Below are 13,615 nucleotides of genomic sequence, written 5' to 3'. Positions count from 1 at the left end.
CGCGTCAAGCGATGATGCAGAGGGAGGAAATCAGGATGTCGAAGAAGGATCATGGCTTTACGCAAACGCGCAAGGCGCTTCTTGTGGGGGTAGCGCTCCTTGGAATGATAGCGGTACCATCAACGTCAGCCCTGGCGCAGCAGGCGAAGCCAGCCGATGATGATGCCAAGCTGAATGACACGCTGGCCGAGATCGTGGTGACGGCACAGCGCCGTACCGAAAATCTGCAAGACGTGCCGATCGCGGCTACTTCGCTCAACGCCGAGGGTCTGCGCGACAAGGCCGTTACCCGGTTGGCTGACCTCCAGTTCGCGGCGCCTTCGCTCAGCGTGACGGAAACCGGCGTCGTGCAGCAAGCGAACATCCGCGGCATCGGCATTGCATCAACCCAGCCATCGGTGGCGAATGGCGTAGCGACCTATGTGAACGGCCTCTTCCAGCCGCCAATCGTGCAGAACAACAGCTTCTTCGACATCGCCAGCATTGAAGTTTTCCGCGGGCCGCAAGGCACACTTGTGGGATCGAACTCCACCGGCGGCGCAATCTTCATCAATTCGCAGAACCCCACGCTTGATGGTTTCAATGGCTACGCAGGTGCGACCTATGGCAACTACGACACGGCGGAACTGATCGGTGCAGTCAACCTCCCGGTTTCGGATACGCTCGCGATCCGCGCTGCCGGGCAGTATCGCCGCCACGACAGCTATTACACCGACGTTGGCCCGTTCAAGAATGATGCTGGCAAGCTCGATGAAAAATCGGCTCGCCTCAGCTTGCTGTGGAAGCCGGGCAGTTTTCAGGCACTTGTGAAGAGCGAGGTCTTCGAAATGAAGACCGGAGGCTTTGCCTATCGCCCGATTCCGGGCACGCCCTTTGCGGCGGGCCGGGTCGGCGGCATTCGCACCTCAGCTATAACTCCCCCACGTTCAGCACCAGCAGGCGATGATCCACAGTGCCGAACTCAAGTATGAATTCGACAATGGCATCACCCTGCGGTCGCTCACCGGCTATCAGGACAAGACCATCGAGCAGGACTACGATGACGACGCCAGCCAGCTGGCCGGTAACCTCACCGACTATTACGCCCGGGAGCGTCAGTTCAGCCAGGAAATCAACCTCATTTCCCCGACAAGTGGCCGCTTTGACTGGATTCTTGGTGGATACCTGCAGAAGAACACGATCAATGCGGCGCTGATCCTCAACCCTGCCGGCTTCCCGGTCGATATCAAGAACGATGTTCACAAGACCACAACTGGCATCTTTGCCCAGGGCAACTATGAGCTGACCGACCAGCTCGAAGTCCAGCTTGGCGTTCGTTATTCGACCTACAAGACCAACGCGACCGGCTTTGTCAAAATTGGCCGCGGGATTCTCAGCCCCGATGGCATTCAGGTTTCGGATCTTACCGGTGCTTATGACGATGGCCGGATGACGGGCAAGATTGCCCTGAACTACAAGCTCGATCGCAATAACTTGCTTTATGTCTTTGCAGCACGTGGCTACAAACCGGGCGGGTTCAATTCCTCCATATCGAGCTTCGGCCCGGAGACAGTCAACAACTATGAAATTGGCTGGAAGTCGACTTTGGCGGATGGCCACGTGCGGCTGCAGGTCGATGCGTTCTACAATGACTACAAGAGCTTCCAGTTCGAAATCATCAACACATCCTCTGGCCTGAACGGCGTTGCCAATCTGCCCAACGCCAAGATCAAGGGGATCGAAGCGCAACTCCAGGCAAAATTCGGCGGTTTTTCTGCCGATGCGTCGCTGGCATACGTCAACAGCAAGCTGCCGGCATTTCAAACGGTCAACCCGCTGCTCTTGCCGCCGGGTTCTGTCGGCCAGTTGGGCCCGCAGTGCCCCGCCGGTACACCCAACGGTCCGACCTGCTTCAACTACGGCCCGTTCACGCGGACGGCAGGCAATGGCCCCAACCTGCTTTCGCCAGAGTGGACTTACAATCTCGGCGCGCAGTATGAGTTCCAGCTTGGCGGCGGCGTGACCTTCACGCCGCGGGTCAATTATGCCTATCAGGGAAGCCAATTCACCCGGTTCTTCTACAATCCGGTGACCGACAAATTGCAATCGCGCGGACTGCTTTCGGCCCGCGCCGTGCTCGACTTCGGACACTGGGAGCTTGAGGCTTATGGCCGCAACCTGACCAACGAGGAATATGTCTCTGGTCAGACCGGCTCGAACGAGTTTTACGGTGCGCCGCGCGAGTATGGCGTGAGAGTTCGTGTCGAATTCTAAGTTCGGACAGCATGTTTAGCGACTAAACATGGAAGGCCCGGCCGCTAGCGGTCGGGCCTGCTTGTTTGGAAGACCTCAGGGGCGCTCTAACGCCCAAAGGAACAATGGCGATGACCGAAGGCTTCTTGCTCAAGCCCACAAGCTGGCTCCTGTCGGGCAGCATCTGCCTGCTGGCCGCATCGTCCGCACTATTGCCGCAACCAACCGCCTTTGCAAAAACGCCTGCGTCCTCATTCGCGTCGCGATGCCAATCCCTGAAAGCACTGCGATCGGCATCTCTCGGCACGATCATCGATGCGGCACCGGGGCCGAAGGACTTCGAAGATCGCAGCCCTTTCGGAGTTCAGGTCATAACCCTGCCGGAGCACTGCGAGATCACCGCCGCCTTCCCCGCACGGCAGGGCCGGGATAACCAATCCTATACCATACGTTACCACGTGCGCCTGCCAGAGGACTGGAATGGCCGTTTCCTCTTTCAGGGCGGCGGCGGGACCAACGGCGAGCTTGGCAATGCCCTGGGCCCTACAGGTATGGGTAACCCGCCTGGCCTCGTGCGCGGCTATGCCGTGGTCAGCCAAGATTCGGGCCATGACAATGGCGCGAACAATGACCCTCACCGGGGCGGCGTCTCGGTTTTTGGCACCGATCCGGAAGCCCGCCGCGATTACGGGCACACGTCGCTGCCCAAGGTCGCGCGCGCGGCCAAGGAATTGATCCGCCAGTTCTATGGTTCTGCGCCGAAATTCAGCTACTTCTACGGCTGCTCCAAGGGGGGCAGGAAGGCATGGCCTTCGCCCAGCGCTATCCCGAGATGTTCGATGGGATTGTCGCAGCAGCGCCTGGCTTCTCCCTGCCGCGTGCGGCCTTGGCGCAGACCTGGGATACACAGACCTTCGCCAAGCTGTGGAACCCGGCAAACGGTAAGCTGACCCCGACATCCTTCACGGCACTGTTCAGTGAAGCCGATTTTGCGATCGTGCGTGACGCGGTCATCAAGTCCTGTGATGGGCTGGATGGTCTGGCCGACGGAATGATCAATGCGTTTGGCCGCTGCACCAGCGCACGGGTTCTGCCGGCCTTGCGGGCGAAGGCCTGCACGGCGGCGGGTGCACCCGGCAACGCCTGTATCGCTCCGGCCAAGATCGGTGCGCTGCACAGGTCGCTTGGCGGGCCGCGTGATGCTTCGGGCCGGGCGCTCTATGCGGAATGGCCATGGGACACCGGCATTGGCACATTCGGCTGGTCGCTATGGAAGCTGGGCAGCGCGCAGATGCCGTCGCTCAACATACTGACGGGCGGAGCATCGCTGCCAAGCGTGTTCATGGTTCCGCCGAAAGCAGTTGGCATGGCGCCGGAAGATCTTCTCGCCTTCCAGATGGCCTTCCGGTTTCCTGAAGACGCCAAGTCCATTTATGCCACATCGCGCGTTTTTCCGCGTTCGGCATGGCAGGATATCGCGATGCGTTCCTCCAATCTGGATCGCTTTCGCGCGCACGGCGGCAAGCTGATTGTCCCGCACGGGGTCTCGGACCCCGTATTTTCCATCAACGATACCTTGCGGTGGCAGCGTGAAGTCAACCAGCGTTATCGGGGCAAGGCCGATCAACTGGTGCGTGTCTTTCCCGTGCCTGGCATGGCGCACTGCGGCGGCGGCCCGGCAACGGATCAATTCGATGCTTTTGCGGCTCTCACGCACTGGGTCGAGGACGGCAAGGCACCTGAACTGATTGCCGCAAAGGCCGGGGCACAGACACCGTGGCCGGGACGAAGCCGTCCGCTGTGCGCGTATCCGAAGGTCGCGGTCTATGATGGCCATGGCCCGATCAACGACCTGGGGAGTTTCCAATGCACAAAACAGCCCTGACTTTTGCAGTGTGCTTCATGGCGGGCTGCGCCAAGGCCGCGGCGCAGACCAGCCCCCCACCGCCTCCTCCACCTCCGCCTGCACTTGAGTTCGTATTTGAAGCCAGGGTACTCCTCGGCAGACCTGTAAAGGTCGGCGAAACGGCGATCGGTGGCCGCAATATCATCTCCATCCTGGGCGGCCGGTTAGAAGGCCCCTCTCTTCGCGGCGAGATTCTGCCTGGCGGATGGGATTGGCAGCTCGAACGAAAGGACGGCTGCATCGGGATCAAGGCCGATTACATGTTGAAGACCGATGACGGCGTAGTCATCAATATCGTCGATACCGGCGTGAATTGTACGTTGGTACCAGAACATGCCCAGCCCCCGCGAACGACACCAGTGTTCGAAGTTCCGCGTGGCAAGTATGATTGGCTCGCGCGCTCGGCCTTCATCGGTGCTGCGCAGCCGTTCAGCGGACCTGATGGATCAGGCCTGACGATCCGCGTTTTCAAGGTGAAATGAACGATGCGGACGGCACTCAAACTATTGCTCGCACCGATGATTGTGTTGTCGTGCACGCACGCAAAGGCTGCAGATCCGCTCGCTTCCTACCATGTTCGAAGCGAACTTGAGCACATCCCTGCTACGGATATTGATACCTATCGCCTCTGGCCGGTGGCGGGGAAAGACGATCCCGGCACGCCAATCATCACGGTGTTGCGGCCACACGCCGGCCGCGCGAATGGAACGGCAGTGATTGTTGCCCCCGGCGGTGCCTATATCAGTCTGGCCGGCATGCTTGAAGGCGTTGAGCCTGCGGCGTGGTTCACAGCCCGCGGAGTCACCGCGTTCATTCTGACCTATCGGGTCGGCCGGACAGCGCGTCTGCCCATTCCGCTTGCCGATGGCGCGCGTGCCGTGCGCTTCGTGCGCGCCAATGCAGCGGCGTTTGGCATCGATCCGGCGCGGATCGGCATGATGGGATTTTCCGCCGGTGGGCACCTTGCCGCAACAACCGCAGTCGATGCGACATCAGGCGACCCGACTTCCGCCGACCCCATCGAGCGCGCCAGCAGTCGGCCTGATTTTCTCATTCTTGCCTACCCCTGGCTGGAAGCCACGCAGATCCGGGCCGACGGTACATCACAGTATTGCGAGTTTGCTCTGCACTTCAGTTCGGACCAGTGCCAGCCGCAGAACTATGCCGGATTTCTGCCACGGGAGCATGTCACCAAGGCCGCGCCGCCAACCTTCATCTATCACACCACCGATGACGATCTCGTGCCCGTAGCTGGTTCGGTACGCTTTTATCAGGCGCTCATCGAAAACGGCGTTCCGCAGAACTTCATGCCTATCAAACGGGTCCCCACGGCAGCGGCATGGGAGGGCTATCATCTGCGCTTGAAACTTGGCCCGAACTTCTGAGCCTATGGATGAAGGGCCGAAGATTGCTGGGCGAGCCGACACCCCATCTAGCGCATTAGAGCACTTTCTGACCAATCGCGGTGAGCCAGATTGGTCGGAAAGTGCTCTAGCATGTCCGGCCACTGAAGAATCAGCAGACTTATAGGGGCTGAATGAGCTGTCTTGCTCGCTGCTTCGTTGCTGCTAGGAAATCCCGAACCTCCTCAGAGCACAACCCCAAGCCTGCGTCAGGCGAAGGGGGCCCTCACCTCATCAGGTCGCCTCAGCCCGGTGCAATCTGAAATTGAAGCGTCCCGGGTTTTCCGGAGGCTCCTATTTGTGAGAAGGAGCCATGATGAGCGCTACAAGGAACAAGTTTTCACCTGAGTTTCGCGACCGCGCGGTGCGTATGGTGGAGGAGCACCGAGTGGATTATCCTCGGAGTGGGCGGCGATGAGTTCCATTGCCGCCAAGGTTGGCTGCACGACCGAGACGCTGCGCCGCTGGTGCCGCGAGGAGGCGAGCCGACGAGCGGGACCAGCGGCGCAGGCCGCCGGCGACCGGGATCGGGTCAAGGCGCTGGAACGCGAGGTGAAGGAACTGCGCCGGGCCAACGAGATCCTGCGCAAGGCCTCCGCGTATTTTGCTCAGGCGGAGCGAGCCAGAGAACCTTGGCGCCACGGCAAATGGTGATGTCGTTCATCGATATGCACCGCGAGGAACTGGGCATCGAGCCGATCTGCCGGGAACTGGCGATCGCCCCGTCCTCCTATCACGACCATTCTGCCCGGCTTGCCGATCCCGGCAGGCGTCCGGCCCGTGCCCGCCGCGACGACGAGCCGTGCGAGGCCATCAAGCGTGTCCACGATGCCAGGTTGGCTTCGCCGCCCTTCGGGTCGGTCTCTACGGCACGCGCAAGGTCTGGCACCAGCTGCGCCGTGAAGGGGTGGCAGTCGCCAAGTGCACCGTGGAGCGGCCGATGCGCGCCATGGGCCTGGCGGGCGTGCGGCGGAGCAAGACGACGGTCACCACCGTCAGCAACCCGAAGACGCCATGTCCGCCGGACAAGGTCAACCGCGAGTTCCGCGTCAGCCGGCCCAACGCGCTGTGGGTGGTCGACTTCACCTGCGTCCATGCCTGGGCGGGGGCTCGGCTTTGGGCAGTGCCCCCGGCACTGCCGTCGCCTGCGCTCTACGTCGCCTTTGTGATCGATGCCTATGCCCGGCGCATCGCGGGCTGGAAGGTCGGCACCAGCGCCACGGCGGGCTTCGTGCTCGATGCCCTGGAGCAGGCGATCCATGCCCGCAGGCCAGGCCCCGAGGACGGGCTGATCCACCACAGTGATAGGGGAAGCCAATACCTTGCCATGAACTACACCCAGCGCCTCGCAGAGGCCAGCCTCGTCCCGTCGGTGGGCAGCGTCGGCGACAGCCATGACAATGCCTTGGCCGAGACGATCAACGGCCTCTACAAGGCAGAAGTGATCTGGCGGCAGCGATCCTGGCCAAGCGTGTCGGCCGTGGAAATGGCGACGCTGCGCTGGGTCGACTGGTTCAACAATCACCGCCTGTTAGGCCCCATCGGGCCGATCCCCCTCGCCGAAGCCGAGGCAAACTCCTATGCAGCACGAGAAACCCTAGATATGGTTGCATAACTCAAATGAAACCGCCTCCGGAAAACCCGGGACGCTTCAACGGAGCGCCGATCGATCAGATTGTCACCGCGCTGCACAACCTCATCGAAGGATGATCGAGCGGGCGTGAATCCCCATCAGTTGATTATGAGAGTGAAAATCAAAACACATTTCAGATGTTAACGGGTGTATAATCAATCAAACTCCCTGCCTAGAGAAAGTTGTCGCCTGCGTGGTTCTCGAACAATGCGGCATCACGGACGTATCCGAGGAGAACCTCGACTTTTCTCTGCCGCGAGACCTCCTGCATCTTCGGCAGCGAAGCGCCTGCTTTCGCTGCTTCCGTCAAGAACCCAGACCTCAGCGAATGCGCTCCAAACGCAGTGGGATCGAGCCCGACTTTCTCGGTGTAACGCTGGATCAACCGCGCCACCGAACGATCAGACATCGGTTCCTTCGTCATCAAACCTTGCGCATCGGTGCGAAAGAATAGGGGACCTGCCTCCCCTCCCCTTACGCTCAGCCATTCGTTGAGGCGGAGACCGGGCTTGAGCACCTTGCCCGACGGAACTGCGATGACCTGCCCCTCCCCCTCCTGGTCGGTCTTCGAGTGCCGGATCGTCAGCTTGAGCCCTTCACGAACGAGCTCGACGTCGGAAAGCTGTAGGGCAACCAGCTCGGAGCGCCGCAGCGCTGCTGCAAGGCCCAGCGCCATGACCGCACGGTCACGGATCGCCCGCGGGCTCGATCCTTCTACAGCTGCAATCATTCGCGCCAGATCGGCCGCCAGAATGGCGCTCTTCTTGCGGGTCGGTCGTGCGCGCTGCTCGCGCCGAATGCCGGCGAGCGTATCGGCGATGACATCGCGGGGATCACGGTGCTGCGGGGCCACGTGCCCGGCCTGCCGGTGATGCCATGCAATAGCGGCAAGGTTCCGTCCGATCGTACTGTCCGCCCTCCCCGCCTGTGCCAGTGACGCCAACCAGGTAGCGACCACCTCGGGCATCGCCGGCATGGGCTCGAGGTCGCGCGTCCAGCACCATTGTTCGAACTGCCGCCAGTCGCTGTCATAGGCGCGGACGGTATTCGCGGCCTTGGATCGCGCCCTGTAGGAACGTGCGGCCTCGATTTCGGCGGCGAGCTGCGGCGGGATTGTCTGTCCGAGCGGGACGACGCCCTCATCGATCGGCACCTCAACGATCATCCCGTTGCTGTCAGCCAAAGCGCCTCTCCTTCATGCTCCGTCGCGCCGCGCGTTTCTCCGGCATTCTGCCCTTGGGAGAGCGGCGGCGTTGCAGTGGATTTGAGCCACTCTATATAGATTATCATGTTGTCCGTGAAGGGCATTTATCGGACAGCAAAACGACCATACAAGCAGGGTATACTTTTTAGGCGATTAATATACTTTCTGACCGATGGCGTTTTCGGCTTCTCCTTGGCAACTGACCCTTGCACGGATTGAAGGTGCCCTCCCCTTCATCACACCGGAACTCGCCGAGTGTCTGGCACTCGCTTCATTGCGGCGCCTATGGCGCGTGCATGTTCGCGACTATCCTTTGATAATCTTGGGATCGCCCATAATCCGGGAGTGAACGCGAGCGAACTTGTCCGCTCGTGGTACTCGGAGGAGCGCCGACAGTTTTTGTCGTGGATCGGCCGACGTGCGCCCCCTGCCCTCGCCAAAGCTGCCAAGCAGGTCCTGGCAGCCAAGGGCCAGACTGAAGGCTTCACCGAAGCCTATGCCCCCGCAGACAGCGCGATAGCACGGCTCGACGCCTTGCTCCCCAGCAGGGATCCTCAGGGCACCCTGCTCGAGTGGCTTGAAGAGCTGCGGAGCAAGGAGTTCGACTTCTTCGAAGGCGGCAGCGAGATGGTCCAGGTCGGCGGGATAGCGATCACGCGCTCGGCACCGCGAGGTGCTGCCTGGGCTGCCTCACTAGCTGCAGCGATGAGGCCCCATCTCTTCGGATTGGGGTCTGCCCCGCTGGCGTTAGCAGGCATCATGCCGCGGGCCTTGTTCCGCGAATTCCACGAAGAGCCCCTGCCCGTCCTTCTCCGTTCGGCGCTCGAAACAGCTTCCAACAAGGCTGAGGCTGATTTGCGGGTGATGCGAGATGCTGTCACCCTGGCCGGCAAGCAGCTCGCTGGACGCCTCTATGCCTCGTCAACCGCCCCACATGCTTGGCGGATGATCGTCGGCCTTGGCCCGCTGACGAGGGCGGAACTTGCCAGAGGACTTGGCGTCACAAAGCGTACCGCCTCCCAATCGGTGACGTCGCTGCAAGAAGCAGGTATGGTGCTCCTGCGCGAGACCGACAGCGCTATGATACCGGCCAGTGCTGATCTAGTACCGCGCGAATAGCTTCTTCGGCTTCCTGCCGTGTCGCACCGCCCTTGTTCAGCAAGGTAATTCGGACACCCTTGCGATCAGCACCCTCAATCCGAAGCACAGGCTGGCCCACCGCATTGGCTACGGTCTCGGCCTTTCCTGACTTCTTGGGGGGTCCTGACTTCTTGGGGGGATCAGCCGCGAGCGAAAGCGCCTTAATTACCTCCAGCACCGATGGCGAATGGTTGGTCCGTTCGCGCTCTGCGGCAAGCCGCGCCGCTTCCCGGAAAGCCCTCTCCTTCCGATCCTCCGGCTTCATGAGCGCCTTGAGTGCGATCGCATTGCGAATTCCGAGCTCCTGCGGACTTGCAAATGCTCTGGTCAACTCCTCGGGCAAGCGGGCCAGATCGAGATACCGTGTGAGCCAGCTCTCCGAAACCTTGAGCCGTTCGGCCATCGTCTTCTGACGACCCTCGTAGTAGGCCGTCAGTGCCCGGAGATAGTCCTTTGCGCGCTCGAGATCGGTAAGATCATCCCTTGCGCGATTCTCGATATCAGCGAGCCGGAATGCTTCCTCATCACCGATCTCGCGGACGTCGACCAGAAACTTGAAGTCAGGATAGTTGTGCGTGCGCAGCCAGCTGATCGACCAGTGACGCCGTGCGCCACAAATGACCTCGAAATCATAGCCATCTTCTCCGGACAATCGCCGGACGATTGCCGGGATCTCCTGCCGTCCCTGTGCCTTGATGCTCTCGATCAGATCCGCACAGCGCTCCTCATTGAGCAAGGCGTAGTCGCGATTATGGCCCGCCCACATGCGGCACCTTGCCGGGTCAACGAGCTCATGGGTGCGAGATACAATGGCTCCGGAGGCTAGATCAGCCAGGCGGTTTGAGCGCCCGGTAAGCACGTTGGAGGCAATGCTTGATCTACGCGGGGCTGCAGCATCCTCCCCAAGGTCGATGCCCGCTGCCAGATCGGCCGCAAAAACCGCTGTTCTTCCTACTCATGCAAGCCTCCCCTTAGCGGAATTGCACGCGTGCAATTTTCCCAGTGGCTCATACCAAAGCCTCCTGACGGAGACGCTTCTGATGGCTCGGCCACATCGATCGAATGTCGACTTCGATCTCCGAATTGACGCCATCAAGATAGTTCAGACAGCGGTTGCGAACCGCAGAGCTCGTGGCCGGGCCATCAAGCTCATAGACTGTCATCAGCCGGGCCGTGGCATTGTCGATCTCGGCCGAATCCTTGAGAGGCGTGCGAACCATCGCGTGCCCGAAAAGCGTCCGCATCAGCTGCAACAGCTCCTTCTGCATAGACTTGTTCTCATCGACTTTCGACGCGACGAAACGGAGGAACTTTAGTTCGGGGGCAAGACCGCGGTCAGCAAGTTGCTCGATCGTCTCATCCAGCATCGACAAGAATGCAGCTGTCGAGGAGAAATCCATGACGGTCGGTGGGACCGGTACGACCAATGCGTTAGCGGCCCGAAGCACAGACAACGAGATCGCACCAAGCGCCGGCGGAGGATCCATGACGATGACATCGAAGCGATCCGAAATACTCTCGATGCCCTCCTTCAGGCGGTCAAGGAGCGCTCCGTTCCCCTGCGCCATCCGCGCGGCCAACTCATACTCAGAGTTGAACAAACGAAGGTTGGCGGGGATCAGCTCCAAGCCATCGAAGTGGGTCTTGCGGAGCGCGTAATCCAGGGATGACCGCTCCCCCTCTCGCAGGAACGGATAGAGGGTATCATCTTCGGTCAGGTCGAGATCCGGCACATAGCCGAAGAGTGTCGTCGCCGAGGCCTGGCTGTCGCAATCGACAAGCGCAACGCGGTAGCCTCTGATGGCCAGATATTGCGCGAGGTGAACCGCCAATGTCGATTTACCCACCCCTCCTTTGAAGTTCTGGACGGCAACGACGCAGCAGGGGTCGTTTGGCGCCCGATATGGCCTCGTCCCGAAGACCCCGCGCATGTCGTTCAGTTGGGCAAGCGTGTATCTCTCTCGCCTGTTATTGTCGGTTCTCGCAGGCTCGGGCAGTCGGCCGTCCTTCTCGGCATCCCGGATCGCAGCGGGCGTCCGGCCCACAAGTTCAGCCGCCTTGCCGATCGTGAAAGTCGGTTCACGGCGATCGTCTGCCCTGGCGCTTCGCGCGGAATCGCGGAGTTTCTCGAGTACGGATGAGGTACGACTGGCCAGTGTCGCGACCGAGACCAAACGCTCGGCTTCTTCGATCTGAAGTCCGTTAGACACATGCTGTCCTTTCGCAATTGAGAGCGTGCTACACCCACTTGCGCTTTTCGGTCAAGAAATTCAGAAATTTCGAAAGTTGAACTGCCTTGTCGGCCCAATTTCGGGGCGACGAAGACCCATCCTGACTCGGTGGGGGCATCGCGAATTGCACGCGTGCAATTCAGGCGAATCAGGGCCGCCCGCGTCGGTTTACCCACCCCTCGCAGAACCCCTTCCAAGCAGCGATCAGCTTGGCGCCACGAAGCTTCTCCAACCGATTACCCATATGTTCGCGAAAACCGCTCGCGATGAGATCGACATCCCACCCACCACCATGCTTCCGAGCGACCTCAAGCAGATCGGCGTGCCCAAAGCGGATCGAGCCAGAAGAAGGGAATGTGGACTCTGGTTGTTTGATGGCATGCGCCGGGCCGGGCGGTGCTGATATTGTCCCCTGCCCCGCAGTTACGGTCTCGACGGAGCCAGTGCGCCTAGCTTGGCGTCCCGCTGAGTGCCGGTCGAGCTCATCCACGGTTTCGAGGACCTCGGGCGCACCCTTCGGCTCAAATCGGAACTCAAGCTCGGTGACCGTACGCCCCTGCCGGATCTCACGCCATTCGACACGGAAGTGAGCGAGCTGGTCAATCTCGGACTTTGCCTTCTCCAGCACTTTGCGCCGAAGCTGAGCAAAGTCCGTGTAGACTTCCGGTGGGATCCCGAGTGCTGCACGCAATGCCTGCATATCTCCTCGCCAGGTTGCTTGCCGACGATGGAGACGAAGGGCTCCAAGCTCGTAAAGCTTGAGCGCATAATTAGAGCGGAAACCCAAGACCGCTTGCCGGTTAAGCACGGCATAGGTCTCAGACGCCTGGATCAGCTTACGCGCATCGGGCGTGAACTCCCATTCGATCCAACCCGTCTCTCCGCCATCCTCGTCGGTCTCTTCCTTCGATCTCGAGATCAGGGAGAACAGGAGAGTGGCCTTCTTTCCGCGCCAGGATTTATCATCAACGGCAAAGAGGGTCCGGTGAAGTTCCTGAAGCATGTCGCTGATCCGCTCATTGCCCTTATGACCTCGGCGGATGTCGGCTTTACGGATACGGTGAGGACGATCCTCCCAAGCATCTCCGCCTGCGGTGAGGATCATGAGCGCCAATAGCCTCGATGCAGTCAGGCTCAGCGACTCGCCTTTCACGAATTTGATTTCGATGATGTTGCCCGGCTTGGCGAACTCGTCGCCGCCTTTGGCCTTCAATGCAGCAGCAACGCGCATCGCACGGCCAGGTGACCCCTCTTCAGGCTTCTCCTCGGGAGCCTCAGCTATTGGGCTATCATCAGTTTCCATGCCATATTGCGATCAAAGCTTGATTCTTGGGAGCGTGATTGCTGCCTGACCTGACCTCTTGCGTCAAGTCAGGTCAGGTTGGGAATCAATGAGCAGCCCCCAAGAGGTCAGGATTGAAGGGCAGGGGTGGGGTTACGGAATCGTCGGAATTCCTGCGAGTCGGCAAGCGTCATGAACGAACGAAAGCTAAGGTTCAGTTTTTACAAAAACAGGCAGGAGGAAACGCTCGAAAGGCCCGCTACATCTACTGAGACAGGCTCTCCCCCCATTTGGTCAGGAATGCCCCAGAAGGTCAGGGGAGAGCCCCCGCTCGGTCAGGATGTAGCCCCCACAAGGTCAGCCTAATACCCCCATCGGGTCAGGCGGAACGGCATAGGCCCCTGAATTCAGGTCATAAATCGGTCCGGAATCTGAATCTCTAGAATCAGAAATCCTTCCGCTGCAAGCAGCGGCGTTTTTAAGACGATGTTTTTGAAGGTGATGGGCCAGATATCGCCCTCCAATCGCCTCAGTGAATCACTGACCCAGCTGTGATTCAGATTTCCGGTTGGACCAGTAGTCAG

At 60.3% G+C, this 13,615-nt stretch carries 8 protein-coding genes, 3 pseudogenes and 1 other annotated feature; of the genes and pseudogenes, 7 read left to right on the top strand and 4 right to left on the bottom strand.

The features are described 5' to 3' along the window. Positions 1 to 35: 35 nt before the first annotated feature. The 6 genes and pseudogenes from R9J51_RS22985 (at position 36) to R9J51_RS22960 (ending at position 7,156) form a co-directional block, all read left to right on the top strand. A complete protein-coding gene (locus tag R9J51_RS22985; RefSeq protein WP_432788100.1) occupies positions 36 to 971 on the top strand; it encodes a TonB-dependent receptor plug domain-containing protein in 936 nt (311 codons plus the stop codon). Continuing rightward, positions 943 to 2,253 carry a TonB-dependent receptor gene (locus R9J51_RS22980; protein WP_432788099.1) on the top strand — a complete coding sequence of 437 codons (1,311 nt, stop codon included), beginning with the start codon at positions 943 to 945 and terminating at the stop codon, positions 2,251 to 2,253. The genes R9J51_RS22985 and R9J51_RS22980 overlap by 29 nt, the downstream gene beginning before the upstream one ends. Positions 2,254 to 2,357: 104 nt before the next feature. Continuing rightward, positions 2,358 to 4,117: pseudogene (locus R9J51_RS22975) on the top strand (tannase/feruloyl esterase family alpha/beta hydrolase). After that, positions 4,099 to 4,620 carry a DUF3237 domain-containing protein gene (locus tag R9J51_RS22970; RefSeq protein ID WP_179506774.1) on the top strand — a complete coding sequence of 174 codons (522 nt, stop codon included), beginning with the start codon at positions 4,099 to 4,101 and terminating at the stop codon, positions 4,618 to 4,620. The pseudogene R9J51_RS22975 and the gene R9J51_RS22970 overlap by 19 nt, the downstream one beginning before the upstream one ends. A 3-nt stretch (positions 4,621 to 4,623) precedes the next feature. Then, on the top strand, positions 4,624 to 5,523 hold the full coding sequence (locus tag R9J51_RS22965; protein ID WP_432788098.1) for an alpha/beta hydrolase: 900 nt from the start codon (positions 4,624 to 4,626) through the stop codon (positions 5,521 to 5,523). Between the two features lie 334 nt (positions 5,524 to 5,857). After that, positions 5,858 to 7,156, top strand: a pseudogene (locus R9J51_RS22960) (IS3 family transposase). Next, positions 6,138 to 6,264 (top strand) — a sequence feature (AL1L pseudoknot). (Overlaps the previous pseudogene by 127 nt.) A gap of 190 nt (positions 7,157 to 7,346) precedes the next feature. On the opposite strand, the gene R9J51_RS22955 reads toward R9J51_RS22960, so the two are convergent. Beyond that, positions 7,347 to 8,357: a site-specific integrase gene (locus R9J51_RS22955; protein ID WP_432788097.1), complete on the bottom strand. Its 1,011-nt coding sequence runs from the start codon at positions 8,355 to 8,357 to the stop codon at positions 7,347 to 7,349. Positions 8,358 to 8,723: 366 nt separating this feature from the next. Here R9J51_RS22955 and R9J51_RS22950 point away from each other — a divergent pair, with 366 nt between their 5' ends. Next, a complete protein-coding gene (locus R9J51_RS22950) occupies positions 8,724 to 9,497 on the top strand; it encodes a MarR family transcriptional regulator (RefSeq protein WP_432788096.1) in 774 nt (257 codons plus the stop codon). Here R9J51_RS22950 and R9J51_RS22945 read toward each other — a convergent pair. The 3 genes and pseudogenes from R9J51_RS22945 to R9J51_RS22935 form a co-directional block, all read right to left on the bottom strand. Then, positions 9,457 to 10,477: pseudogene (locus tag R9J51_RS22945) on the bottom strand (ParB/RepB/Spo0J family partition protein). The gene R9J51_RS22950 and the pseudogene R9J51_RS22945 overlap by 41 nt on opposite strands. Before the next feature lie 48 nt (positions 10,478 to 10,525). Next, a complete protein-coding gene (locus R9J51_RS22940; RefSeq protein ID WP_147161271.1) occupies positions 10,526 to 11,728 on the bottom strand; it encodes an AAA family ATPase in 1,203 nt (400 codons plus the stop codon). 169 nt (positions 11,729 to 11,897) lie between these two features. Beyond that, positions 11,898 to 13,052 (bottom strand): replication initiation protein, encoded by a 1,155-nt coding sequence (locus R9J51_RS22935; protein ID WP_179506770.1) that lies wholly within the window; start codon positions 13,050 to 13,052, stop codon positions 11,898 to 11,900. Positions 13,053 to 13,615: the final 563 nt, after the last annotated feature.

The sequence above is a fragment of the Novosphingobium rhizosphaerae genome (assembly GCF_050920675.1).
Taxonomy (GTDB): domain Bacteria; phylum Pseudomonadota; class Alphaproteobacteria; order Sphingomonadales; family Sphingomonadaceae; genus Novosphingobium; species Novosphingobium rhizosphaerae.
This window is presented reverse-complemented; position numbering and strand designations above follow the sequence as displayed.